23 protein-coding genes and 2 pseudogenes are annotated in these 25,823 nt (G+C 57.0%); 12 read left to right on the plus strand and 13 right to left on the minus strand.

All coding sequences use genetic code 11. The features are described from left to right. Positions 1-45: 45 nt before the first annotated feature. The 4 genes from EXE47_RS16320 to EXE47_RS16335 all read right to left on the minus strand — a co-directional run bounded on the left by EXE47_RS16320 (position 46) and on the right by EXE47_RS16335 (position 5,001). Positions 46-1,023, minus strand: coding sequence for an IS1595 family transposase (locus tag EXE47_RS16320; RefSeq protein WP_137708517.1), 978 nt, complete (start codon positions 1,021-1,023; stop codon positions 46-48). Between the two features lie 1,266 nt (positions 1,024-2,289). Then, positions 2,290-3,126 carry a nucleotidyltransferase gene (locus EXE47_RS16325; protein WP_089309296.1) on the minus strand — a complete coding sequence of 279 codons (837 nt, stop codon included), beginning with the start codon at positions 3,124-3,126 and terminating at the stop codon, positions 2,290-2,292. Further along, entirely contained in the window at positions 3,123-4,049 is a 927-nt protein-coding gene (locus tag EXE47_RS16330) for a hypothetical protein (RefSeq protein ID WP_089309297.1), read from the minus strand. The genes EXE47_RS16325 and EXE47_RS16330 overlap by 4 nt, the downstream gene beginning before the upstream one ends. A 145-nt stretch (positions 4,050-4,194) precedes the next feature. Next, positions 4,195-5,001 carry a hypothetical protein gene (locus EXE47_RS16335; protein ID WP_089309298.1) on the minus strand — a complete coding sequence of 269 codons (807 nt, stop codon included), beginning with the start codon at positions 4,999-5,001 and terminating at the stop codon, positions 4,195-4,197. Positions 5,002-5,247: 246 nt separating this feature from the next. Here EXE47_RS16335 and EXE47_RS16340 point away from each other — a divergent pair. From EXE47_RS16340 to EXE47_RS16360, 5 genes and pseudogenes are all read left to right on the plus strand, one after another. Beyond that, positions 5,248-5,991, plus strand: a pseudogene (locus tag EXE47_RS16340) (lamin tail domain-containing protein); the annotation flags it as partial. Continuing rightward, on the plus strand, positions 5,991-6,287 hold the full coding sequence (locus tag EXE47_RS16345; protein ID WP_089309299.1) for a DUF3006 family protein: 297 nt from the start codon (positions 5,991-5,993) through the stop codon (positions 6,285-6,287). The pseudogene EXE47_RS16340 and the gene EXE47_RS16345, both read left to right, overlap by 1 nt. A gap of 265 nt (positions 6,288-6,552) precedes the next feature. Beyond that, on the plus strand, positions 6,553-8,160 hold the full coding sequence (locus tag EXE47_RS16350; RefSeq protein WP_089309300.1) for a hypothetical protein: 1,608 nt from the start codon (positions 6,553-6,555) through the stop codon (positions 8,158-8,160). A gap of 36 nt (positions 8,161-8,196) precedes the next feature. Further along, complete coding sequence (locus tag EXE47_RS16355; RefSeq protein WP_089309301.1) at positions 8,197-12,681, plus strand: type IV secretory system conjugative DNA transfer family protein; 4,485 nt, start codon at positions 8,197-8,199, stop codon at positions 12,679-12,681. A 181-nt stretch (positions 12,682-12,862) separates the two neighbouring features. Further along, complete coding sequence (locus tag EXE47_RS16360) at positions 12,863-13,147, plus strand: FeoC-like transcriptional regulator (RefSeq protein ID WP_049933180.1); 285 nt, start codon at positions 12,863-12,865, stop codon at positions 13,145-13,147. Between the two features lie 76 nt (positions 13,148-13,223). Here the strand turns inward: EXE47_RS16360 and EXE47_RS19090 are convergent. Continuing rightward, positions 13,224-13,574: pseudogene (locus EXE47_RS19090) on the minus strand (hypothetical protein); the annotation flags it as partial. A 147-nt stretch (positions 13,575-13,721) separates the two neighbouring features. Between EXE47_RS19090 and EXE47_RS18545 the strand changes: the two are divergent. From EXE47_RS18545 to EXE47_RS16380, 3 genes are read left to right on the plus strand one after another with little or no spacing between them, the layout of a single operon-like run. Beyond that, the gene (locus tag EXE47_RS18545) at positions 13,722-14,033 is read left to right on the plus strand and encodes a hypothetical protein (RefSeq protein WP_049933181.1); all 312 of its coding nucleotides are present in this window, start codon (positions 13,722-13,724) and stop codon (positions 14,031-14,033) included. A gap of 6 nt (positions 14,034-14,039) precedes the next feature. Further along, positions 14,040-14,537, plus strand: coding sequence for a type II toxin-antitoxin system VapC family toxin (locus EXE47_RS16375; RefSeq protein WP_241898005.1), 498 nt, complete (start codon positions 14,040-14,042; stop codon positions 14,535-14,537). A gap of 11 nt (positions 14,538-14,548) precedes the next feature. Beyond that, positions 14,549-15,100: a hypothetical protein gene (locus EXE47_RS16380; RefSeq protein WP_049933183.1), complete on the plus strand. Its 552-nt coding sequence runs from the start codon at positions 14,549-14,551 to the stop codon at positions 15,098-15,100. Positions 15,101-15,145: 45 nt separating this feature from the next. On the opposite strand, the gene EXE47_RS16385 is transcribed toward EXE47_RS16380, so the two are convergent. The 4 genes from EXE47_RS16385 to EXE47_RS16395 form a co-directional block, all read right to left on the minus strand. Then, complete coding sequence (locus tag EXE47_RS16385) at positions 15,146-15,967, minus strand: SWIM zinc finger domain-containing protein (RefSeq protein ID WP_089309303.1); 822 nt, start codon at positions 15,965-15,967, stop codon at positions 15,146-15,148. Positions 15,968-16,102: 135 nt separating this feature from the next. Continuing rightward, positions 16,103-16,240, minus strand: coding sequence for a hypothetical protein (locus tag EXE47_RS18810; RefSeq protein ID WP_004043292.1), 138 nt, complete (start codon positions 16,238-16,240; stop codon positions 16,103-16,105). Between the two features lie 2 nt (positions 16,241-16,242). After that, the gene (locus EXE47_RS16390; protein ID WP_241988269.1) at positions 16,243-16,557 is read right to left on the minus strand and encodes a hypothetical protein; all 315 of its coding nucleotides are present in this window, start codon (positions 16,555-16,557) and stop codon (positions 16,243-16,245) included. A 490-nt stretch (positions 16,558-17,047) separates the two neighbouring features. Further along, positions 17,048-17,824 (minus strand): SDR family oxidoreductase, encoded by a 777-nt coding sequence (locus EXE47_RS16395; protein WP_049933187.1) that lies wholly within the window; start codon positions 17,822-17,824, stop codon positions 17,048-17,050. Positions 17,825-18,250: 426 nt separating this feature from the next. Between EXE47_RS16395 and EXE47_RS16400 the strand changes: the two genes are divergently transcribed. Continuing rightward, positions 18,251-19,177: an iron transporter gene (locus tag EXE47_RS16400; RefSeq protein ID WP_241988268.1), complete on the plus strand. Its 927-nt coding sequence runs from the start codon at positions 18,251-18,253 to the stop codon at positions 19,175-19,177. Between the two features lie 23 nt (positions 19,178-19,200). Here EXE47_RS16400 and EXE47_RS16405 read toward each other — a convergent pair whose 3' ends face one another. Beyond that, positions 19,201-20,280 (minus strand): Tat pathway signal protein, encoded by a 1,080-nt coding sequence (locus tag EXE47_RS16405; RefSeq protein WP_089309305.1) that lies wholly within the window; start codon positions 20,278-20,280, stop codon positions 19,201-19,203. A 74-nt stretch (positions 20,281-20,354) separates the two neighbouring features. On the opposite strand from EXE47_RS16405, the gene EXE47_RS16410 reads away from it, so the two are divergent. Next, a complete protein-coding gene (locus EXE47_RS16410; protein WP_137703844.1) occupies positions 20,355-21,179 on the plus strand; it encodes an IS5 family transposase in 825 nt (274 codons plus the stop codon). An 18-nt stretch (positions 21,180-21,197) separates the two neighbouring features. Here the strand turns inward: EXE47_RS16410 and EXE47_RS16415 are convergent, their stop codons facing one another. The 3 genes from EXE47_RS16415 to EXE47_RS16420 form a co-directional block, all read right to left on the minus strand. Further along, positions 21,198-21,515 carry a hypothetical protein gene (locus tag EXE47_RS16415; protein WP_089309461.1) on the minus strand — a complete coding sequence of 106 codons (318 nt, stop codon included), beginning with the start codon at positions 21,513-21,515 and terminating at the stop codon, positions 21,198-21,200. Positions 21,516-21,898: 383 nt separating this feature from the next. Further along, complete coding sequence (locus EXE47_RS18550; protein ID WP_158293624.1) at positions 21,899-22,066, minus strand: hypothetical protein; 168 nt, start codon at positions 22,064-22,066, stop codon at positions 21,899-21,901. A 135-nt stretch (positions 22,067-22,201) separates the two neighbouring features. Then, a complete protein-coding gene (locus tag EXE47_RS16420; protein ID WP_137703843.1) occupies positions 22,202-24,700 on the minus strand; it encodes a PAS domain S-box protein in 2,499 nt (832 codons plus the stop codon). A 367-nt stretch (positions 24,701-25,067) separates the two neighbouring features. On the opposite strand from EXE47_RS16420, the gene EXE47_RS18815 reads away from it, so the two are divergent. Together EXE47_RS18815 and EXE47_RS18820 are read left to right on the plus strand one after the other, a co-directional pair. Next, positions 25,068-25,220, plus strand: coding sequence for a hypothetical protein (locus EXE47_RS18815; RefSeq protein ID WP_167373114.1), 153 nt, complete (start codon positions 25,068-25,070; stop codon positions 25,218-25,220). Next, positions 25,213-25,467 carry a hypothetical protein gene (locus tag EXE47_RS18820; RefSeq protein ID WP_241988267.1) on the plus strand — a complete coding sequence of 85 codons (255 nt, stop codon included), beginning with the start codon at positions 25,213-25,215 and terminating at the stop codon, positions 25,465-25,467. The genes EXE47_RS18815 and EXE47_RS18820 overlap by 8 nt, the downstream gene beginning before the upstream one ends. Positions 25,468-25,823 lie beyond the last annotated feature (356 nt).

A 25,823-nucleotide genomic window follows, 5' to 3' on the forward strand; every position in this document is an offset into this window, starting at 1 on the left:
ATACGGGCTTTCCGCGTTTCTACATAAGAGCGAACCATTACGCTCTTATGTAGAACTACGGAAAGCCCCCATAACAAGGCAGTCAATGGTGATATCGACGGATGCGCCTGTGAGATTCAGCGATCTAATGATCCCGAATGTATGAGCGGCCTGTTCCAAGCCTTGCTTGGACAGGCCGCGGAACTTCCGCAGCCACGGTTGAACAAGCGAAAACAGGCATTCTGCCTGATTGATGTGGACTCCGTCAGGCGATACGTACCTCTCTTTGTGGACGACCGTTCGGTGATCCCGATCCATCTCGCGGTACGCTTGGAGTCCATCTGTCCAGACCTCTCCCAGCCGCTGGGAGAGGTCTTCAGCTTCCTGAATCACTGGCTCAAGATCGCCTTCGTAGTCGATCCCACGCTGTCCGCGAATCACACGAAGCGAGTCGCGGCACGCCGCGACGAGCGTCAGCTGGTCACCGTGACGCCCTCGCCAGCGTGATCGGCCAGTGCGCGACGAGCCGCCGCGAGAACGACTGTTTCGCGGCGGCTCTTGACCTTTGTAACCAGAACAGACTTTGCCAGATTCGTCGACCTGTGTCGGTCCATCGATGGTCTGGTTAAACAGTTCCCAGGTGAGGGGGAAGCCGCGCTGAACCGCGGCTTCCGCCTCCCGAATCGCCGTGTGAACGGTTTTGTAAGCGCGACCGAGCAGCGGCGCAATTTGGTTGATACTCAGCAGCGTATCTGCGTAGAGAGTGAAAGCGAGAAGCACCTCTCCTGTGGTGAGGTGCTTCTCGTGAAATGGCGTTCCGTGGGTGTAAACTGGCTTAAATTCGCAATTACGGCACCGAACTCGGTCGTGTTTTTCCCACGTCATAATGCTCTGGTGACCACAGCGAGGACAGGATGTATTCTCCCAGAACCGCTTGAGTCGCCGCTCGATGCGCGCATCGAGCGGCTCGGTGTTGATCTCTATGACTCCTAGCTCGATCAGTTGCCGAAACATCCCGCCGAACGCTGACTCAGTGGAAGACATATCGCCAGATTAGAACTGTCTGAGTGTAATTATACGGGCTTTCCGCGTTTCTACATAAGAGCGAACCATTACGCTCTTGTGTAGAGCTGCGGAAAGACGATTTAACATTTTGAACACCCACCGTAGTCCGGCGATTTGAACCCGAGATAGCGTACTCAATTCGGAGCTGGCACAACCAAACGACCTCTTTCCGCGTTTCTACATAAGAGCGAGATATCGAACCGACAGCTCACTGCCGAACGTCACCACGATACGAATCGCACCACGACGTTGAGCGAATACCCTTCACGCAAGAATCTGCCCAGTCGCTGCTAGAGTGACGCCAGTCAAGAACCCAGTACCATGTGCGACTACATTCGGAAACCGACCGTTCGAAACAGTCTCAACAGAGAATATCCCTGCCACAAGCGCGGTGATGACGATCCCGCACGCACCAAAGAGTAGAATCGCATCCTGATGAGCCGACAGCCATCGACGGAGAGAACGCTCTCTCGACCACACCAAAACGAACCGAGTCCCACCACGAGCACAATACCGACGGTTAGGATTTCACTGGTCGGAACCGCAACCAGTGGTGACTGAGCAAGTGCGATACACAAGCCGCTCGCTACGAATCCGACCGTTGTGGCGATTGAGATTGACCACGAGTACCACGCAGCGATGACCCCAATGAGACCGACAACCAGCAGGCCACCGAAGGCGCTCACAACGCCGGAAAATCCGAACGCAATCGAATCGGGACCGACAAGCCCCCATCGCTGATACAGCAACCAGTAGTCGACAGCGATCGTACTGAGCGGAGTGGCGACAAGAAGACTCATATACAGCAGCCAGAACAGTCGGCGTCGACCCCAACTGGTATACAGTGCGTAGGCCGGCCCAATCACGACGCCGTACCAAACAAGATTTGAGGTAAGATGTACAGTACTATCGTGAATCGTAGCCGCCGTCCAAGCGGTCACCAGACTGGGCTCCCCGTATGTGAATACGAACTCCGATAGTAGCCTGTTTGGAAGCCATACGTGAACGCCGATAAGCGCACCAGCGACGCCGAGTATGACCACTACATCCACGTAGTGGCTCCGGTTCCGTGGGGGCTGTAACTTTTCGTCCAACCCAGTCATCGCTACTTGGATATTGGATTCTCAGCGGTTCCCTCAAGAGGCTATTGTATTCTAGCCCACCGAAATCAATAATATCTGATACAATTGATGTCTGACCACGTCGATATGGAGTGAGTCGTCCCATCTGGCTCAAGGATTAACACTATGTCACAAGCACTAGCGAGCCATCCGATTCACGATGTAAATCGCTAATCCGCAGCAGCCACTCGACCCCTGAGGTGGTGGTTTTCTCCCCAAGTTGTCGCTCAAGAGCGGACTCCGGAACACCTGTGTAGAGATCGTCATCGTACTCGTGCTCACGAAGCGAAACAATGGCGTTCCTGACTTTTGATCCATCTTGGCTTCGATCGTAGAGTTCGTTTACTTCAACGTGAATATCGAAGACGAATCCGCGGTCTTCCAGTCGTTCCAGTTTCTGTTTCATTGCTCCGATGAAGTCGTCACTCCCAAGCAGAGCTAGCTGCGACATGATCTCCTCGACGACCACGTCATCCTCAATCCCTGCCTGAGCGATACGTACCATATCTTCGACGTCATCCTCGCGATTTGCGACGGCTTTGAACAGGAAGATGTCGTTCAGCGATACCATCCGAACGGAAAGCCCGTCTTCTTCGAACAGGTGCCGGCTGCGTGAGACCATCGAGTCACTCAGTGAGATCACACCCGCCACCTGCTCGTGAAAGACATCGAATCGACGGTGGTCCTTTTCGAGAATGAATGCCGCCCCAAGTTCGTCGTACTCTTCGCCGAGGTCTTCTTTCGGTTTGTACCCCGCAGAGGTGAGTACGTTCCACAGTTGCCGCAGCTCCGACTCTTCGCGAACGATGAGATCGATGTCCTTCGTCGCGTTCTTGAGCCCCTCTAAGGTCAGTGCTCCCCCGCCGATCAGATACACGGTGAGATCGTCGTCAATGAGATTGGCAAGTTCGCTGAACTGCCGTCGAATTGCGGAGGACTCGAACGTCGGCTCACGGCTCATACTTCGACCCCATACTCGGACGCAAGGGATTCAAACTCCTCCCACACTGGTGTGCTCTCTGACGTAACGCTCCCTTCTGTGCGGAGGAACTCTACGAGCGGGAGTACGATGTCTTCAACTCCGTAGTAGGTCGCTGCCTCTTTGAGAGACTCCTCGGATAGCTCTGTTTCGGCGATGAGTAAGAGCACGTACTTTCTGTGTCGTGAATCGTTTTCGATGAGAAGGAGATGGCAGATGAGGTCTGTGGGATCGAGCGAGTCTCGACCTTCTGAGTAGAAATAGTACTGCTCGGATGTTGTAAAGAACTGAAGTCTGTACTCGGCAAACGCATCGAGACCGGTTCGGTGATAATTCTCGTCTTCGACATCAGTGTCTGTCCGCATGAGACACTCCTTGTGAGATTCCCAAAGGATTGTTCCAGCGCCTACGTCACGTTTGATCCGGACGCGATGGATGTGGTGGCGGAGTTCGGTCGCGAACAGATGGAGCTCATCGAATTCCTCTCGGAGTCTATATTCACTGTGTTCTTTGGTCGCCATTGCTCGGTTGGTTAGCGTCCGAAGGTTTCGATAAATCGTGGCTCGCGCATGCCCGGTGTGTTCAGTGAGCTCGGTGGCTGTCCACTGCTCCTCACTACTGAGATAGTACACCACGTTCAACATCGATGAAGTCAGCAGGTCAGGGAAATCAACATGTGGGTTCGATTTTGTAAGTGACTGAAACACCTCGACGCATCGAGCATCTACTGGTTTGGCGATCATCTGATTCCCGGCTTTCTCCTTATAAACAAGATCGACCTGTTCCAAGCTCCCGAGTGCCCGTGACACCGTTGATTCGAGGTAATCCAATTCATCACCTAGATCTTGTCTGGTCTTTGGTGAGTCGAGCGTAGAGAGAATCCGCAATTCTATTTCAGATATCATGTTGTCTCATATTTGCCCATGACCTACTTAAGCACCTGGGCTATTTTGAGACAAAATAAAATATATCCTACTTTTGAGTGTCAAAAATATGTGTCGTCCTAACATACAGGTGTCCGTTTTTTAGAGGTAGATCGGAACGAGGTTATCAGACTGGGACCCAGTACGCTGCTCGAAGGGCTGCTCGAGCCTGACCTCCGCTATTCTGACCGTAGACGGAAATCTGGAATGCTCGGTCACCATCGATGTCAAAGAAAACCGATGTTGAGCTGTTGTCGGTGGTGTAGATCTCAAGCGTCGTGTTCGGGTCGTTAACCTTGCTGAGTGTTCCTTGTGTTGTCGAAACAATCCCGTGGTAGTAGCCGGCGTCGGTGACCTTACACGCAATTGTATTTGAGTCTAGTTGGAGTTCATCTGCGAGGCGCTCTCGGAAAACTTCTTCATCCTGATCGCGGGCGCCACGCAGTGTTTCTGCTAATACGGGGAGGACGACAGCAGCTAACTCCTTCGACTCGATCTCATCTTCGGCATAGCGTTCCGCAATCTCGTGATAGTCATCACGATCAAGCTCTTCAAGAAGGTCTTCGCGAGACTGGTCGAGGAGATTTTCACAGATTGTGTTGAGCGTTGGATTCCGGACGTTCACTTTTCCACTTCCGACCATCTTGAGTGAGTATCGCTTCTCTTCAGCAGCCCCAACCACAACGAGATCAGTGTCGTCACCAGACACACCCCGCAACTCATCGCCGACCTCTGTCGCTGACTCAATTGGAAATGAGAGATCGTCGCGAATGAATTCCGCCGTTTTCTCACTACCGAGCTGGACCCGATCTTGCTGGCCGCTCGGAAGGTGATCGAGTTGCTCTACTGTATCGGGCTGCGGATCAACTCCATTCAAAATATCTCGGGTGAGCTTTTCGTGTGCCTTCCCAATGTATTCAGGAGTATCGGGCATTAGATCCAACTTCTCTTATTGTGATATATAATTGTGTCTCTACTGATATTCCTAACTGATAGAAAATAGGGAATCGAAGCCACCAGTTGTACGGGGTGAGCGGTGGAAGCGCTTCAATGGAATCACGATGAACTCTGTTCACCAGAATACGACACCGCTCTGCTTGTGGGATGAAATTTTACCCTCTATACCATATTGACTCAGGATATGGACGACGAACCCTCCCGCCGGTCATTATTATCGACGTCGACGATTCTCAAGGCGGGCCACCACGGCTCGGCCAGCTCCTCGAGTGGGGCGTTCCTCGATGCCGTCCAGCCACAGGCCGTCGTCACCTCAAGCGCGTACGACTCGCAGTACGGCCACCCGAACGAGGAGGTGCTTAAGCGGCTCTCGGAGCGTTCCATCTCAACCTACTGGACCGCCACTCACGGAGATGTTGTCCTCGTGAGTGATGGGCAGGCCGTCTCGATCCAGACGCAACAGGACGCGCCAACCGATCCGTTGAGCATTCGCGATGGGGAGGCCATCGAACTAGGGACAGCTGGTGGTGTTACCGAGCGTGAGCGGATCGGCGGTGGGGGGACCGGCGCGATCGACACTGGAGACGAGCCAGATGAGACCGATTCGGGATCCGACTCGGAGGCAGGCGAGAACACCAGTGCGCTTGCTGTCACAGAGGTCAACGCCGACGCTGAGGGGCGAGACGGTGAGAATCTCAACGATGAGTATGTTGTCTTTGCGAACACTGGCGCGGACCCACTCGACCTGTCCGGCTGGACAGTCGCTGACGACGCCGAGCACACGTACACGATTCCGGATGGGTTCAAGCTAGGGCCTGGTGAGACTGTGACGCTGTACACCGGGAGTGGCACCGCGACGGACAGCGAACTGTACTGGGGGTCGGGGTCGCCAATCTGGAATAATGACGGTGATACGGTGATCGTAACTACAAGTGAGGGCGACCGAGTGCTGGAGGAAGGCTACTAATGACTACAATTGACCTTCCAAACGGTGAGTACACCGCCGTTGTTGATTCGATTGAGGATGGGCTCGCAACGGTGTTCTTCGAGCAGGATGGTGAGGAGGTAGGGAATGCGGTTGTCGAACCAGACGAGCTGCCATCGGATGGGCAGCATGCTGATGCGATTTTGGAAGTAGAGATTCGTGATGGCGCCGTGTATTCTTCACAATACCAATCTGGGGAGACAGAAAGGCGTTCAAACGCCTCTCAAGGCCGTTTCGACCGGCTCTCGAAGCGACCGCCATCCGATAGAGATCCCTGAGAGAGCCTACGGGAATTAATGGAAACCGATTTGATTGGTGGGGTTTAATTCCAATATTATTTCGCTTGATTTTGTGGCCATTACCATTATATCTGTCTTCGATTAGCCGGGTAACAGAGGCAAATGATATGGCGTTGATTAAAAAGGTAATTGACAACAAGAGAGAATTTCAAGGAAGGCGGATTCACGCCCAGTTCAGGTCCAAGGAAACCGCAGACAACGGACTGAGCTTTCTATATAACAAGATCTGCGGAGGGGAAGAAAAATGAGCGGTTTGATTACGGATATCTGGGATACTCTGTCCACTGATACCAGCGTCTACCCCGCGATCAGGGTCGACGATGACCTATACGCCAAACTCCAGTCCGGCTTAGAGGTAGCCGAAGCCGACTCCGGCCCCCGGCTGCGTGTCCGACCTCCCCGGGAGAACAGTGGGATGGACGCCAGTATCAATCTCTACGAAACCATCCACGACCCACACGAGACCGGGATCGGAGTCGGCCGGTTCAAACTCGTCTCCACCAGCTCCCACATCCACAGTCACGAGATGGTCTACGACGGCGGGAAGCTCCAATTCTTCTTCAAACCGGACACCCGCGTCGACGCCAACCAGTTCGAGCGCCAACTCCGGAAAAACTACCCCGACGCCCAGATCAGCGAGGCCAACAAGCAGTTCCCCACCCTCGATAGCGGCGACCACATCGCGATGGCGAAGATGCGGCTCAAACAGCCGTTCTACTACCCCATCAAGTGTAAAATCGCGGACGAGGACTTCGATGTCGACCCATACGGCGACATTACCTCCGACATGGTCGTCGAGGAGGACCAGACCACCGACGGCCAGCGCGTGCTCGCCGAGGACTGTCGCGTCATGGTCCAGACCATCTTCGAGCCCGCACGCGACGTGTGGACCAAGCGCCGCCCCTACGGGCTCAACGTCACCGACGCTGCCTCCAAGATCAAGCAGGGCGAGGTCGTCGGCAACATGGTCGAAGGGTACGACCTGCGCGACCCCGGCGCCAAGCGGAGTCGCACCGCGAAGATCATCGACAAGCTCCACGGCGCCAAAGGCTACTATTTCACCGTCCGCGTGCTGGCGATCTCGCCGCACAAAGAGATTGCCGAACGCCGGTGTAACACCGTCGCGAGCGACTTCGAGAAGTATTACAACTCGTTCACCGAGCAGGGGCTTGACCCCATCGCGATCGGGCCCGACGAGATCCCACACCACCTCCGGGAAATGGCCGAACGGACCCACTCAATCCCGTGGACCCAACGGCTCAAACTCGGCCCCGGACAGCCCGCAGTGCTCCAAACCGTGAGCGCCCTCGGGTCGATCGCCCACATCCCCAACGACAGCATCAACACGCCCGTCGTCGATTGGGCGAAACAGCAGACCGGCCCGGGGATCCCCGCCGAAGCAGAGCAGGAGGACGACGTCGTTGAGAGGACAACCGACACCGACGAACAGCGAAAGAGTGGGTTCAGTCCAGAGCGTGCGGCAGGGCAGAGCAAAACCCCCGGAAGTACGCCAGTAGAGCCGACGAGCTCCAAACAGCCGGATGAGTCGTCGAGTCCCAGCGGGAGCGCCGACGCCACGGACACCGGAGTGGCGTCGAGTAAGGAACCCGAGACCGACGCCCAGAGTGACGGCCCCGACTTCCGGACCCCACCGCAGGCGACCCCAGAGGAGAGCAACCCAAGCGACACAGGGCCAGTAGGATCGGGTGAGAGTACCCCTACTGACCCAGAACCGGCGGGGGTGGGCGGGCTTCTTGACGATAGCACAGACGGCGAGGACGACGAGGACGGCGAGGAGGACGACGACTCCGCTCCGTGGAATACCGAGGCTAACCGACGGAGCGGCGACTGATACGACGAAACCGACACCGACCAGTCAAATCATCACATGGTATTCGATTTCTTTCGGAGCGACGACGAGACGGGCGAACCAGTTACCGAAGACCAGCTACAACGGCTCCATGCCGATCTTAAATCGACGGCCGAGAAGATCGAACAGCGACAACTCAGTATCGACAATCGGGTTGATCTAAGCAAGCAGATCGCGACGCTGTTAACCCGCGTCAACGAGGCGACCGTCGACGGCGCCGAACCCCAATGGTACGCGCCCGAAGTAAACCCGACCACCGAGGAGATCGGTGAAGAACTCCGCGATCTTATTCAATTCGTAACCCTCGATCGGCTCTCGGCGAGTGCCGTCAAGGAGGATATTTTGACGATGCGGAGCGATCTCGCTGGGATTCAGGACGCCGTTGACGCGATGGAGGATTTTCCCTACGCCTACAGCGAGAAGGGACGGAACACGATGTACGGCGAGGAGATCCAGTCCATTGGAGTCCCCGACGATGTCAACCCGGAGGAACTTGACTCCGGAGACGACGGGAGTGAGGTCTACGCCGCCGGGAGCGCCCGGAGAGTGCTTGAAGAACTCCCGCGCGAACACCCAGACGCGCCGCTGTTCGTCGGGAAGGGCACCCGGAACGGTCGCGACGCGTCGATCGACAAAGACCACCTGTTCCGCCACCGGGCGGTGTTCGGCGTCACCGGCTACGGGAAGTCCACGCTGTTGACGAACGACGCCCGACAGCTGATCGAGTCCGGCGCCGGCCTGTGTTTCATCGACCCGAAGGGCGACGATGCCCGGCGCTTGATGAAGATCATGCCCGAACACCGGCTTGACGACGTGGTGTGGATCGAGCCCGGTGCGACCGGCGACTACCTCTCGGGGTTCAATTTTATCTCGCTCAACATGGACCCCGACGAAGACGCGTACAACGCCGCGCTCGCGTCGCTCGTCGAGGACCTGAAAAAGATGCTGGCCGCGAACGACGACTACTGGGGGCCGCGGATGGACCGCGTCGCCCAGTCAATCATCACGGGGATGAACCTCTACAACTCCGAGACGCCGGACGACGCCCCCGAGATGAACTTCGTCGATATGTACTACGTCCTCAAGTCGGAGGCGTCACGGCACGAGTTTACGGCGCGGCTGAAAGAGGCCGGGATGCGGTTCATCACCCCGCACATGGAGACGGTCGCGGAGATGCCCGAGGACGACCTTGAGCCGCTACTCGGCCGATTCCTCCCGTGGATCCAGAACCCGGTTGCCCGCCGGATGATCGGCTTCCGCTCGGGCGGGGTGAGCATCCCCGACGCGATCGACAACGACAAGATCATCATCGTGCGGATGGGCTCCGAGCCGCGCGAACTCAAGCAGATGCTCGGGATGGCGGTCATCCGCAGGGTGTGGTCGCACATCCGCGGACGGGCCACCAAGTCCGAACACCAGCGGTCGCCCTTCTACCTGTTCGCGGACGAGTTTGACAACCTCGCGCTCGCGGACGACACGATCCCATCGATGATCTCCGAGAGTCGGTCGTATCGGCTCGCCATGACGCTTGCCAACCAGTATCCGGCCCAACTCCCGAGCAACGTCATCGACGCAATCACGACCAATTGCGACACCATCATGTCGTTCAACCCGGGCGACAAGAAATCTGCCCGGACCTACTGTACGCAGTTGGGGCTTGACCCCGAGGATCTGACCGAGGAGGTGAACTACCACTACTGGATGCGGACGACCATCTCCGAGAACATGGAGCGGTCCGAAGCGTTCCGCGTGTACGCGCACCCGCCGTTCCCACCCGTCCGCACCGCTGAGGAACGCGACGCGGCAATCGAGGCGAGTCTCAAGAAGATCGGTCGCGAACGCCGGTCGGACGAAGAAGTCTACCAGAACCTCCTGTTCAACGAGGGCGGTGGACGGTGGGAGACCGGTATCGGGCGGAAGATGGCGATGGCCGACGAGAAAGAGGAGAAGCTAATGTACGCTCAAGAACTCCAAAACGCCGTTCCAAGCCCGGAGGATCCCACCATCGACAGCGGGGGCGGTGGGGATACCACCGCGGCGTCGACGACGCCCATGTCCGGCAGCGAGGGCGGCGCTGGGAGCGCCGGCGAGACGCCCGGGGCGTTCGGGGCGTCGACCGCGGACGACGCCGAGAGCGTCGTCGAGCGCCATCTCGATACGGTCTTAGAGTCCATCTTTGCCGCCCGCCTTCGGGCAGGCAAGCAGGCCGATGAGTACGTGCCGACCGAGGACGCGAAAGACGAGCTCGTGGCCCGGCTTGAGGATTCGACGATCGACAGCCTCTCCGAGCTGTCGAACATCTACGAGCGGGTCAACAGTAGCTACGTCGAGCGGGACCGCAAGGACGGGACGCCATCGATCAAGCTCACCCCCGAAGGGCGCGGGGTCGTACTCCAACAGGACACGGGGAGTGCCGGGTCCGGTGGCGGCGACGACCACCGCTGGATTCTCGGTCAATGCTACGTCGCGTTCACGCAGATCGGCTACGTGTCGTGGCTCCCCGAGCAGGAAGGCGAGGAGATGCCTGACGGCGTCGCAGAAGCGCCGATCGACGTGACCGACGTGGACAGCGACCAGTCGCGCTCCGAGATGCTGGACGCGATTGACGAGCGTCGTGAGCGGCTTCGCGAGGAGTACCCCGGCGTGTGGAACTTCGCCGGCGCCGACGACGTATCGATCGAGGCGGAAACGTCGACGATCAAGTACCCGTTCCAGACGTTCACCAACCTCCGGAAAGCGATGGAAAAGGGCGAGAAGTGCGTGTTCGCGGTGAAAGACGGGTCCGCCAACTACGGCAGTTTCACCTATTGGGGCGAGCGCGCCGAGAAGGTCATCTACGAGACGGAAGGCCAGCGACAGAACACGGAGGTCGTGAGCGACGAGATCGCCTTCCGCAAGTCCCCCGGGAAAGACGGGAACCTACGCTACTACAACGACGGTGGCGGCGACTACCGTGTTGGCGACGAGAAAGTCGCCCTTCGCGAGCGGCGCGACGAAGACGACGAGGGACAGGGGACGATGAGCATGATCTGGTACCGCGACACCGACACCGGCGAGGTCGTCGCCGCGGTCGGTGACAAGGAGCCGGAGCCGGACGGGGAAGTCGCCCGGTTCGAGGGCCCGGAAGCCGCCCACGAAGGCGACAAGAACGCGGTGCCAGCCTACTACGAGTACGACCAGAGCGAAGGCGAGTACGTCGTCTACCACGACGGCGAGAAGCTATATTATCCGAGCAAAGAGGAGCTTGAGGACAGTTGGGTGTCCTTCCGAGGGCCGTTCATCCCCGAGGCTCGGTTCCCCGAGTGGCCCGACCACGAGGACTTCGAGATCATCATCTTCCCGGACGGGGACAACGAGGAGTACGACCAGCCGCAACTCTACCACCGCGGCGAGTGTAAGCCCCTATTCGACCATCTCGGCGTCGAGTCCGTCGACAACGTCGACGCCGGTGAGATCGAAGGGCCCGGCGAGGTAGAGGATGCGACCGCCGACGAACCTGTCGATGAAGATGAGACCGCCGAGAACGCCAAGAGCGCGGCGGAGGACGAGCCGAGTGCCGACTCCCCCGCCAGCGGTGCCCCGACCGTAGAGGGCTTCGAGGAGGCGCCCACGCCGGCGCGTGTTGTGAGCGACGAGCGGTTAGACCTAAGCGTCGAGAAGGTCAGAGACGCCGCCAAGGGGGATTTCAGACCAGAGAAGCAACACCGGCTCACGATCCAGACGATCGTGAACTCGCTTGCGACCGACTCCGACTACATGGCGCCAACGCCCGACGAGGCGGTCGACATGATCGTACTCCCCGAGGAGGACGAAGGTAAGGAGTCGACCGAGACGCCGGACGAAGACGAGGGCATGGAAACCCCCGAGGAGTCACCAGAAGCCGATGAGCGCGCCGAGGAGCGCGACACAGCGGGCTATGAGATTGACGAGACATTCGGAGTGTCACCCGAGAACCCCGGCCTCTCGCACCCGGGATACCGCACCGCACCAACACCGACGCAGATCGTGAAGGACGAGCGGTTAGAGCTCACGGCCGAGGAGGTCGCCGCGATCGCCCGGGACGAGCGGGAAGCATCGAGTGACGAGATGATGCTGCTCTCGCTGGTTCTCAGGGAGTACGCAGAAGGCGCTCCCGAATATACCCCTGACGAGGTCCGCGAGGAGATCATCATCCCCGTCGATGGCGTCGGCGCTTACGCGACCGATGAAACCGATACGTCCACCGAGTCGAGCGCCGCTGCCGTGTCACCGACGGTACCGACGTCGAGATCGAACACCTTCGCGATCGAGGTGTCCAAGACCGGATCGAGGCGGTCGTCACGTCCGGCGATGTCGTTCGCGGCGACCCGACCCATCCGGTTGGCCGGCCAACCAAGCGGTACCCACGCGTTCCCGTCGGTCCGAGCGGCCGGCGGAGCGGCGACGTCCCCAGTGTACGCGAGCGGGCGACCGTTGTTCTCGCCAGTGGTATGCTCTGGATCACGGCCGGAACTCAGCTTTTGACTGCGGTACTGGAAGCGATCCCGGGCGGCGCTGAGACGTGGATTGCTCCACCAGGGGCAATTTTCGGCGCATTAGCGCCACCGTACGCGCCAGCACTCATCGCCGTTCTGCTCACGCTCCCCGCTATCCGTCACGTTGACGGAATCGCTGTTATCGACCGACTTCGTGAGGTGGTTGCGTCGTGAGTACCTACCGTCGTGTCCTCGCGATGGTCGCACGAAACGTACCCGTCTCGACGATCGCCACCCAGTTGGACACGCGGGAAGATGCCATCCGTGGGATGCTTGACTCGATGGTCCGTGAGGGGTACCTCCGCGCGATCGACTGTGAGTCGGCGGCCTGTAGCGGCTGTCCGATGTCCGATGCCTGTGGAATGGGTGCCGACGGGAATCCAATGAGCTATCTGCTGACCCAGCGTGGTCGGGAACTGCTTGCGGAGCACGACTGCGTCGCTGTCAAGTCCTAACTGGTCGACTTGTCGCGCCATACGAGTGTACGCCACCGCAAAAGCGGGTAACGCACAGATCAAGGGTGGTAACGAACGCTGCGGCGCCGCCCTTCGCGACGGCACCGTAGAACGTGGCCGACTCGACAACCAGATAGATAATGCCGAGGCACGTCGTCGACGCTGCCTCGTTCGTGTTAGTGGCGCCACTTCCGAGATGGTTAGAGAGACAGAACCGGCATTTCAGCTGGCCGGCTGGGACTGACGCCCCACAGGACCGGCACTCGCCGTCGGTTATCGTCGGCACATCAGGGTAGCTACCTGTAGTCGTCGCGACGCGTTGCCGCCGGGGGGCACCCTCACACCTGTCGTCCAGCATCGTGTCCGGGATGTGGGATGCCTCGCCGGTGGGCCGTAGTTCCTCGAAATCTAGATAGCGATCACGCATCGATTGTTGAGGTTTGTCCCGGGTTCGTATTTCAACGCCAGGACCAGTAGTCCGCTCCGTCAGCTACTTGAGCATGGTTCATGATCTAAGATATGCGAACATCTTATACTTCATGAGAACGTAGATGGGAGTAGCAATTGGGATCCTATGAGCAGCAACGACACCAAGCACGTTCAAACTGAACTGAACGAGGACGAATACGAACGCTTCCGGGAGTTCGCAAGCGAACACGACCTCTCGCTGAAAGAAGCCGGTCACGAGGCGCTTCTCGAGTGGATCGAACGCCAGCAGCAAGCCGATCCCAACGACCCGGCGTTCACCGTTCTCGACGACCTTGATGACGGGTCCCTTCCAGCGTCGTCAGCGACTGACGCTCGCGAGGAAGACGATCTCGTCGACGAGTGGCACGGCAGCGACGAATCGTTCACGCTCGCCGACGACCCGTCCGCGCAATCCTGACCGTAAATGGCTGAACCAGTCGACACCCCGATCGGCACGGTCACAACCGAACATTTTCGTCCAGGACATGTCCGCCACGAGGTTGTCGTCGGGCCGAAATTCCTGTACGCATTGTTCAACCCTCAGGACCAGATGCACGCCGTCTCGCGAGCGTTCATGGCGTTCGTCCGCGACGGTGATCTCCCCTATCGTCGTCTCATCGTCAACGATCACATCGTCGACGAGGCCGCAACCCGGTTGAAAAAGCAAGCGTCGATGCGGAACGCCGCGTCGTTCCTGACGACACTGGATGAGAGCACGCTGTATCAGTTCGAATCCGTTTCCGAGGACGTTTTCGATGATGCTAAAACAACGTTCGTCGAGTGGACGGATCTGGATGCGTCACTCACCGATTTCACTGTTGCAGCCCATATGGAGGCCTTAGAGGTCGACCATATCCTTACGTACGACCGACACTACGATGCGTTCGACGTGACAACGCTTCCGTATCGTAATCAGGACTAGAGGTGCCAACCATGACCGAATCCCCGCGAGATGGGGTCCAATCGTGGACTGAGTCGATGAGCGCCCGCGACCGCATTCGAGCGGTCGCTGAGTCGCTTCGCGAACCCCGCTCAGTTAACTGGATCAGCGAGCAGGCCGACGCCGCCTGGAGCACGACCAACGAGGAACTCCAGGATCTCGTCGACGAGGGCCAGCTGCGCCGCGTCGAGGCCGGTGAGACGACGCGCTACCAGCCGGACTACACGCGCCTGCTCTTCGAGGAGATCCACACGCTCATCGAGGAAAACACCCGCGAGGAGCTACGCAACGAATTGGCCGCGATCACCGAGGAAATCGAGCAGTGGCAGGCGACTTACGAAGTTGAGACCTGGGAGGAGCTCGAACAGTCGCTTGCTGATGGCGATCTCGCAAGTGCCGAGCTTCAGGAACGCCGTGACGTGATTACGCGCTGGGAGGAGAATCTGGAAGACCGCCGACTCATCAAGCATGCGTTGGCGCTCTACTCGGATGTCGAAGCCGCTCGCGAACAGATGATCGACGCGACTGACCGCGACACAAACTAATTTTCGCGGTCGTCGAACGTGTGGGCGTCATCGAGGGCGACCCAGCTATTCCCCGGCCTGCTCGCCCAGCTTCGCTCGAAGCTCGACTGCTGCCTTCTCAAAGTGGTCCGCGGGGACCGGCGTTCCCGCCGTCACCCGCTCCTCAAGGAACGCAACGGCGTCAGTGACCGCATCAGCGTCGCGGTTCGCGGTCGCGACACAGTCAACATACCCGTCGAGTGCCTGACTGAACGCACGCGAGAAGTGGTCGTACGCGCCGTCGACGCGCTCCATGTTGTCGTCGAGGGACTCGACGAGTGCCCGGTAGACGGTCGCCGCTGACGCGTGCCGCTCCTGCTCGCGGTACTCGTTCGCGAGCTCGAACCACTGCGTGAAGTCGATCGGCTCGAAGACGACGTGGTACTCAGGGTTCGTCTCGTGGAACCGCCGATCGATCGAGGCACGAAGCTCACCGACCGACTGGCTCGTCGGCTCGCCAACGCCGGCGAGAAACCGTTCGCGGAGATCCGTATTGGTCGCAAGTTCGTCACGCAGGAACGCGCGGAGTTCATCGTCGTCGGCACTGTCGAGTGCGGCATCGAGTCGATCGCCGTCGTCTGCCGGTGGGTCGTCGACACACCGGAGCAACACGGCGACGACGTGCTTGCACGCTCCCGGCCTGTCGTACGGACAGTCGCACCACGGGGCAAACCCGTCTGCGGCGAGGTCAACACGGACATCGTACTGACGGCTGCCGCTCACGACGGCGGTAACGGTGCTGTCGACGCGGTGTATTTCGTGGATACGGCCCTCAGCAAGATATCGTTCGCCGCGTTCGAAGACTGCGTCGGTACAGATGTCTCGAACCGTGTCCTCGGTTACATCCATATGCGTGGCCGATGTTCCAGTGCGAACGGGAAAACCGGTGCGTCAATCTCGCTTTCGCTTCGGATTGGAACGGTCTCGCTCTGCGAGAAACCACGGTACTGTTGCAGTACTACGGAGAACAGCCTGGAGAGAGTCCTACTCGGTCGCGAGTTCGTCGTAGATCTCCTCGTGCTCGTCAAGGTCTTGGCGTCCGAGGAACCGAATGAGATACTGCCGTGCCTCTTCGGGGGACAGCTCATCGGGAATCTCGGGCTGCTCACTTTCAGCGGCCATCCTTATTCATCACTATGGCGGTCATCGTCATAATCGTTCGGTTCGTGTTGTTCATTGTCGCCTGTATCGAGCTTGGGATCTCTGGATAGCTGATCTGTGCCTTCGATGCGTGACAGCCACAGGTTGATGGTTGCCTCGTACTCCGGAGCGAGCGGCTCTGTGTGTGCTCTGAGATACTCGATCACGTCATCCCCATCGACAGCGCCCTCATCGGTCGCGAGCGCCTTCAGGGTCTCTTTGATCTTTCGATCGTAATCGAAGTGCGGCAATCGAATAAGAACTATACAGGTGAGAGCGAATCGAGCAATATGGCTCACCTATCCTCCCTCACTCAGGATCTAACTAAGCAAGACAAGCGGAAGATCGCTACTATCGTTCTGGTCATGACCACCGGACTCCCAGTCTACGTAGTGTTCATGTCTCTCACCGGTGTAATTGATGTGCCAATGACCACGTTCTTCCTCGGACTTACTCCTATTGTCGGGTTTCTGATGTCACTGCTCGCGATTATACCAGCCTATCTACTAGGGAACAAAATGACTCCCTGATTGTCTTGAGCTAGGCACGGATACGTTGATCATACGTGCGCTGTGTATCTCGCACAGCTATCGAGTTATCTCCCTGATCTGGCAGAATCTTCGGCACTCAATTCGCATACTCGTCCTGACAGCTAATTCATAGAATCCCAGATAAAATCAGATTTTTGTGAATAGTTCTATAACACCTATTGATATTCGAACACGAACCTGCCTTCTGCTTTTGTATCGAACTTTCTATGGGAATCAGATACCTAGAGACGCTGCTCAGTTATCCGGAATTTGTCATCCCACCGTCGACGTATAGTGACTCCCCACTAACGTAGGATGCGAGGTCGCTGGCTAGATAGAGTGCGGCATCAGCAACATCCTCTGGTTGACCAAGCCGGCGTAGCGGGATCGTCTGGCGATAACCCTCTTCAGCTTCTGTCCCGACGACCTCGACGTCCTCTTTGAGCATTGCCGTCTCGATAGCGCCCGGATGAATCGCGTTCACTCGGATGTTCTCAGGCCCCAACTCGTCGGCGAGCGCGTACGTCATCAGTCGGACCGCACCTTTTGACGTACAGTAGGTGACGAAGCCCGCACTCCCTTCGAGACCGGCGTTGCTCGACATGTTGATAATGCTCCCACCGCCGTTCTCAACCATTTTGCGGGCAGCGTACTGCGCGCCAAAGTAGACTCCCTTGACGTTGATGTCCATCATCTGGTCGAAGGCGTCTTCGTCGGTGTCGACGAACGTCTCTTGGCGGAAGATACCCGCGTTGTTTACCATTATATCAATGCCACCAAATTCGTCCGCGGCATCGACAGCCGCTTCGAGGTCGTCAAGATTTGTCACGTTACATTCTACATACGTCGCGTCGACATCGTACTCGTCGATGACGAGTTCGTGAGTCGGCGTGCCACCCTCCCGTGGTGCTTCCTGAATATCGGCGACAACGATATCCGCACCCTCTGCGGCGTATGCCTCCGCGATAGAGCGTCCGTTGCCGCTCGAACCACCAGTGATCACGGCCGTCTTCCCGTCAAGCAGGGGACCAGACATGGTGTACCTAACATGTTCCCCTTTGTAAATAAACGTTCGTGATATACGTTTTTATTCTTGTGTTACCTAACCTAATGGGGATTCTTACGAGGCGATGTATATGACCCATTGTTATCAACACAAATTTGAATTGATCACAGTCGGATGAATGTGTATTGCCTACAACTCTCCTACTAACTGATCGGTTTCCCTGATCGCTCCACCCGGTTGTCGGCGGCGGAGGGCATCAAAACCCACTTTTCGGTCTCTCCCGTACGTACTGCCATGGATCGCCGTACATTTCTCGAAGCTGGTCTCGGGGTAGCCACCGCCACTAGCCTTGCCGGCTGCGCTGGCCAGGTTACTTCTCGGTCCCCGCGTGCTCCTGCTATTGTCGAAAATCGTCCTAACGGGATCTATTTGCCGGGCCACGTTGAGGGAATGCAGATGGTTGGAACTACTGAGCAGGGCGATTACGGCTTTGGACTGATGTACAGCTACGCCCACCGATTTTGGAGCGTCAACGGTGAAACCACGTCGCTGACCGAGATTGGGCCTGACGACGATATCCATCTGATGGCTAGCGTCTGGGATTCTGAAACCCAAACGATCCTCCCAGAAACGGGGTTGAGTGTTGAGATCTACCGCGACAGTGAACTCATCTCCCAAGAGGCTATCTACCGGATGTTGTCACAGCCAATGGGCTTTCACTACGGAGCAAACTTCGGACTTGACGGGGATGGCACCTACGATGTCCGGCTCAGTGTTGGTGGCTTATCGACTCGACGGACCGACTTATTTCAAGACCGGTTCGAACAACCTGTAACCGCGAGAATCCCATTTGAGTACCGTGAATCGAAACGAGACAATATCAGTTTTCGCCGGCTTGAGGACGCTGGATCCCCCGGTGCTGTCGACCCCATGGCGATGGAAATGCTCCCAGGTTCGATTGTACCCCGGGCAGACGTCCTCCCCGGCCGCGTCGTTGGCACCGGCAGTACCGATGGGGCCGTTTTCGTGACCACGGTGCTTGACTCCCCTCCGGCAGGCGTTGTTGGTCAGGGACAGTATCTCGCCGTCTCAGCGCGGTCACAGTACAACCGTATGGTACTCCCGGCGATGAGCCTCTCAGCGGCACAGACTCGCGACGGTGAGATACTCTCTAACCAACGGCTCACTCGGACGCTGGACCCATCCCTCGGCTACCACTATGGCGCTGTCGTTGACGCCGTCCAGTCCGGTGACAAGCTGACACTCTCGCCGACGCTTCAGCCGCAGACAGCGCGTCACGAGGGGTATGAAACGGCCCTCGGTGGTGAAACCGGGGCAATGGAAGACATCAAGTTCACCGTCAACGATCAGCAGTCGGCGTAGCGATGGTGGCGACAGACTGTTGATTACGCTGGTCGTGGCGACGGCAGCACCCGGTGCCGACGGGGTGGAACAAGGAAGTTGCCACGCCGGCGGGTGAAGATGTACTCCAAAATGCCGTTGTTGACCCGCTGACGGACAGCCGGTGTTTCCGCTGTGATGTCTACGCCGTTCATCGATCGACGGACATCTTCGAAGGCAGAGATGCCTTGTTGTAACGAAGGGAAGTGGAGACTCGCAACCTCTTGATCGGAGCCGATGTCATCTGTTGACTCGAAGTGCCGGCGGAGTAGTCGCACGTTCCCGTCCACGTCTCGATTCGCACGGGCCGCCTTCTGAGCATGCCCAACTCGGGCATATTCACGGGATTGATCAACGATATCATCTGGGATCTCGTCGATCCCGCTATTATCACCGAGATTCGCACCAACGCCGTCGACGAGGCCTTGCTCTGCGTGGACCGGGCTGAACATCTCCGCCACCCGGTCGTCGTGGTCCTGTTCGAGGTACCAGTCGTCAAGTCGCTGCCGAATGTTCGAAATTGCTTTTATCCTTCCCCCGGCGAATGGGCCGTCCTCCAGCGTGACGTAATCCTCCGTGGCTTGGTTGCCGACGAAGCCGGCGGTGAACCCCATAAATAGCGGTGAGTCTTCGGGGACCGGTTTCGAGTCGGGGATGCCCGCGACGTCTTGATTCTGTGCTGGAAGGCCCGCTCCAACGAATCCGGTGCGGCGGGAGTCGACGGTGAACGCATCTGTGAGCCGCGCCTCGACGTCGACACCATTCACACGCTCTTTTTCGCCAGTTAGTGCCTCCTCTGCCGCCAACACCGTATCAGCTCGGTCACTCGCAAGGTGGACGACCGCGTCTTGTGTATCGAATGTTGGTGTTTCAAACTCAGACAGTGACTGCGGAGCGGGGAGGTCCACAGCCGCTGTCAGCGACGCTTCGAACCGGCCGAAGTATGCGGGCGAGTAGGCAATTGAGTAGAGCAATCCCTCGTGGCTCCACTCGTACGCGCGATCGATCGTCCCGAGCGCTGTGGCGACGGCCTCGCGCTGGTCGTCCGTTGGTGGGCCCTCACCGTCTACGTTCAGGTATAACATGCTGTGTTGAATAGCGATCTAACCGACTAATATCACGGAGTAGAAGGACGAAGCCGAGGAAATCGATTCTGTCCATGGAAGTCGATCTCCTCGACTTCGTTGAGCGGTGTCGTCGCCTAGTCAAACAAGCGTTGGGAAAGCACGCGGGCGAGCCCGCAAGCGGCGGGTTCGCCCGCTGGAAACACTTTGTGCTACACTGTCTTCGGCTCGAAGACGGCCACAGCTACCGAGAAACGCCGAATCGGCTGAAGTACATGGCCGAGATTCGCGACGCACTGGACTTAGATCGAGACGATCTCCCAGATTACAGCACGATCTACAATTCGTTTGATCGGCTGAAAATGTGGGTGTGGCGGGCGCTGCTGCGCGTCTCTGCGCAGCAGCACCCGCAGTCTGGCCACGCCGCTCTCGACAGCACGTTCTTCGATCGCCGACGTGCGTCATCGTACTTTCGTCAGCGGGCAGGACGGACGATACAGACCCTAAAAGTGACGACATTGACTAATGTGGAATCGCTTGCTGTGCTTGATGCTCACATCGTAGCTCGGTGGAAGCATGATACGAAGACCGGACCGCAGGTCGTCCGCCGAAACGCGGACGACCTGCAGTCCGTCGCCGCTGACAACGGCTTCCAAGACTGGCATACCGAGTACAAAATCGCCGCACATGACGTTGAGTACCTTGTTCATTACCGCGGCTCGTCAGCGAACGCAGCCGCGAACAACGCTCTCAACCAAGCAAATGGCTACTCTCAGCGGTGGATGGCCGAAACATCGTACTCAACAACCAAGCGCTCGCTCGGCGATGCCGTGCGAGCGCTGGGCTGGTATCGGCAGTTCCGTGAAATCGTCTTGATGTTCGCCATTACCAACATAGAACCACTGTGTGAGCCGCTGTAACCGTGACTCAGCATCTATTCAACACAGCAAGATATCTACCTCTCTACTTTCCCACTTCTCTTCTACCTCATCTACTGATTTCTCGTTGTCAACCACGTCGGCTAAGTCGCGGAGGTACTCTACGATGTCATCGTTTTCTACGTCCCATCGCTGGTCCGAGATGGATTTGAGACTCGTCGCTAGCTCACGGGCTTCATCAGCCGTGTAAGCTGCGTCGGTCTCGCCAATATCAACGATGACGGCAAACTCGTTGTCGGTGATGCTGAGGTTCAACGAGGACACCTTGCCGTCAATAATGCTGCTCGATACCCTGTCCTGAAGATCTGACTCATACATTCCGTAGTCGGTCTTGTCGGTCCCATTTAAAATCGGGGGCGTCGTCAGGGTTGGAGCGGTCAACTTTCGACCGGGGCGTGGTACTCCTTTGACCTGAGATATTCTGCTCAACGGTCGTGTCAGACACGTTTCTCCACAGTTACGTATTGAATCAAACACCCAAGACTGCGTCGGGGTCGACGTCCGCCGGTGGGTGCGTACTGGGGTCACTATTCGGGCCCATACGTGCTATCTCGGGTTGTGGGACCTAATGAGAGTCCTATTTGTTAAAATATAGTTTTCTTTATGAGAATTCCTATACTCGCCCCTATAGAATTCACTGTAAGTAAAGCCACATCAGACAACCAGCCTGTGACCGCCGTACGCCCCACGCGGCCGAGGTCTTACTTGTCGGCAGCGCGGTCATCAAGCGGATCGGGCACGGGGAGGTCCTCAACGTCGTCGTTGATCTCCTCTGCAGAGAGATCCGACCTTTCAGCGAGGAATTCACTCACGCGATCGCCAAGGTCCCCGACGGCGTCCTCGAACGCCTCGAGTTCGGCGTCACTCATAGACTCCTCCCGCCGGATCCTGACTCAGATCGTGCCATTTCTCGAACCTCCGGAGCAGCGCGTCGGCGTGCTGCTCGATGTACGCGATACAGTAGTGCGGGGCTCGTGTTAAACTAGGTAGGATATCAATAATGTCTATTCATCTACGAAGTTAACGTTCGTGATCTCAAACCGTGCTCCACCGTCAGTCCCGTCCGTAACGCGAATCTGCCAGTCGTGAGCATTGACAATCTGTTTGACAATATTCAGTCCGAACCCAGTTCCATTTGCCGACTGCGAGTAGCCGACCTCAAAGACAGCGTTGCGTTCGTCGGTCGGAATGCCTGCCCCATCGTCTTCAACATAGAACCCGTCGGTTAGTTTTCCGACCGTCACTGTCACTTCTGGCCCACCGTGTTCAACCGCGTTTCGAAACAGGTTCTCAAATACTTGCTTGAGACGACTGCTATCTGCCCACACGGTTCGATCGACGGTAGTAATTACGCGTCCCTGCTCCATCTGAACGTTCTCCCGACACCTGTCAGCTATCGTCGCGAGATCAACCGGCTGAGTGTCACTCACCTCTTTATTATCCCGAGCCAAAATGAGAAGATCTTCAATCAGCGCCTCCATCCGCTCTAGTGCTCGGCGGACACTGTCGAGATGGTCGTTGTCACACTCGTCGGCCACCAAGTTGAGATGCCCGGTAGCAACGTTCAGCGGGTTCCGAAGATCGTGTGACACAACGCTGGCGAACTCTTCTAGTCTCTGTTGGCGTTCTATCCGCTGAGTAATATCTTGAAACGTGCCGCGCACACCAACGATTTTGCCATCCTCACGCCAAGGCTCGCCGCGGGTACGAACCCATCGCACCTCATCGTCAGCTGTGACGATGCGTAACTCCAAGTCGCATGGTTCCCCGTCAGTTAACACTCGCTCGACGGCATCCTGAATCGTTGTCTGATCTTCGGGATGATAGAACTCGACTGTGTTCTCGACTGTTGGTTCGAAGTCCATGTTGACGCCGTGAATCTGGTAGACTTCATCGGTCCATCGGAGTGACTCTGTTCGGCGGTCAAGCTCCCAGCCACCGACGTCTGCGACGGTCTGGGTCTGTGAAAGGAACTCGTTGACCTGCTCAAGTTCTTGATTTTGCTGCTTACGAGTCGTGACATCACGATATAACCATATGTTCGCTTCACCTTCGGACAGGGTATATGGCACGTAATCACGTTCCAACACGCGACCATCTGTGAGTTGGAGTTCCTCGTTTTGAACCAGCTCCCGCTGTTCGAGTCGCTCGGAAATCGCCTCGATGAACGCCTCTGGGTCGGTAAATCGGGATTTGAATTCTTCAGCTGCTGTGGCGCAGTCGCGTCCAATTACTTCCTCACTGTCGATCGGGACGTCAAGTGTTTTGCCCAACTGGTCGTTTGCCATGAGTACGTCACGTTCAGCGTCTTCAACGAGTACGCCCATCGGCAGACCTTCGACGATTGTGCGAAGAACAGTATTTGTCTGCTCAAGTTCTTGTTTGCGCTCTTTACACTCGCTGATATCACGCAAAATCCCAACTGACCCCTCGAAAAACTCCCCTTCGTAGGGTAAGACGCCCATGTGATCCTCACAGGGGATTGGATCCCCTTTGGCGGGCTGGACCTCAATCTCGAACTGTACACTATCGGGGCCGTTCGACGAAAGAAGCCTCCCGAGGTGATCTTCCGAGCGGTTGACCACCTCCGATGATTTAATTAGTGTTGGTGACGCTCCAATAATTCTCTCACGGTCGTACCCAACTATTTCGATGAATGCGTCGTTCACGTATTCGAAGTGTCCTGTTTCATCAAGTACGTAGACCGGGTCGTTGAGAGTCTCGACAAGTGTTCGAAATTGAGTGAGTGCCATCTCCTGTTCCTGTTCCACAGAGCGATCCCGTACCGAACAGACTAGCTCACTGGTGTCCGTCTGGGCAACGGTATGATCCTCGACGAAGGTCGTCCCATCGGCCCGGAGCCCAGTCGTCTCCCCGCTCCAGTAGCCGTCTTCGGCAACAGTCGGCAAAATAACGTCCCGCACCATCGCTGTGTCGCTGTCGGGATAGATCAGTTCCCAGTGTTTGCCCTCCATCTCGTCGGGTTCATATCCGTAGATGTCTGCGTAGGCCTGATTGACGTAGATATACTCACCGTCTTCATTAAGGATGCTAATGCCTTCTTGCGCCGTTTCAATGGCTTTGCGCTGCCGTTTGCGCTCTTTTTCCGCACGATATCGGTCGACGGCGTTTCGCAGTCGGTTCGCCAATACAGTATACTGGTCAGATACACGCTTTTTTTGGAGATAGTCAGTCACGCCAGCGGAGATAGCTTCACCTGCAATCTCCTCAGAGCCCTTGCCAGTAAACAGCACGAATGGCAGGTCAGGGGAGTTTTCTCGGACAGATTTGAGAAACTCGATACCATTCTGTGTAGGCATATCGTAATCAGAGACGATACAGTCGAAGTCGCCACAAGAGAGGTATTCTAGCCCCTCACCGGCGCTCGTCGCTGTCGTGACGGTGAAGTTATCATCCTCGCGTTTCAGAAACTCCGCAGTTAACTCAGCGAAGTCTGGTTCATCATCGACATGAAGCACGTGGATGCTTGCTTCACTGTTCATGAACCAATACAACCATGACCGGATAATAACACTATCCAAGTATTTCTCAAGACAGAAATTCAGAGGGTTGCTGACACGCGGCATTCCACCGGGATAACGGCGGAAACTCGATGGTACAGCTGACACTCGCTGACTCTGTTACCTTTGCGTAGCACATTGTTGATGGACTGCGGTCTTTCGGTTTGCGGTGCGTGAATCAAATTGGGAGTTCACGGTAGCGATGCTTAGAAGTTCGATTAGTTCCCCGCTCAACTAGCCACGACTGTACCAACAATCTCCTACAGAAGAGCGACCGTACAGAAAACGGGGGTTTTCTGAACACCTACATTAGAACTAAGTCTAATCCTAATAATGGGCCTATACAGAGATGGCGAAAACGAGAGTCAGTCAGGGGGCGAACGGGCAGTACAGGGTTACAGTTCCGAAAGGACTCGCCGAGGCTATGGATCTTGACGGAAAGAGACTCAACAGGAAGGTCAAATCGGGAAGCTCTCTAGAGGTGACGGTCGTCGATGAGTAAAGCACTCGCGTGGATCCGGAAGTCGAAGGGTGACGATGATGACGTTGGGCTCGAAGACCAGCGTGAGCTGGTCCAAGGTTTCGCGAAGGACGCCGCCGACGAGGTGGAGGTTCTCGATCTCTGGATCCACACTGGCTTCTCGACGATGACACGAGATAATTCGGCGGGCCTCCTAGACCAGAACGATCGCATTCAAGTATGCGTCAGCGATCTTGAAGCTGGCGAGTATTCGCACCTCGTGGTGTGAGACGATCGACGGATCTGCCGCGACGAGCACTTTTCTGTGATTCAGTATCAGTACCTCACAAAGCATTGCCAGTTAGCGTGACCTGAACCACCTGTTCTGTTGTGATGAGTCGTCGATCACGGTTGAGCAACGCTGATCGAAGACGGAGTTGTCGCTGTCGGCGGCGGTCAGCCGCCGACGCGACAGCGTTGCCACTTGCGAAGATGCTTGCTCGGTCAGTGACTACCGGTGTAATGAGTATGAAAACTTTTGTTAGTTAAGCTTGATAGAAGAGTAATGGAGCGCTCACGTCGAAAAGAGATTGAGCATCACTTGACTGAGGAAGAAATCGATGAACTGCTACGTGAGGCCGAAGA

Source organism: Halorubrum sp. GN12_10-3_MGM, from assembly GCF_005435235.1.
Lineage (GTDB): Archaea > Halobacteriota > Halobacteria > Halobacteriales > Haloferacaceae > Halorubrum > Halorubrum ezzemoulense.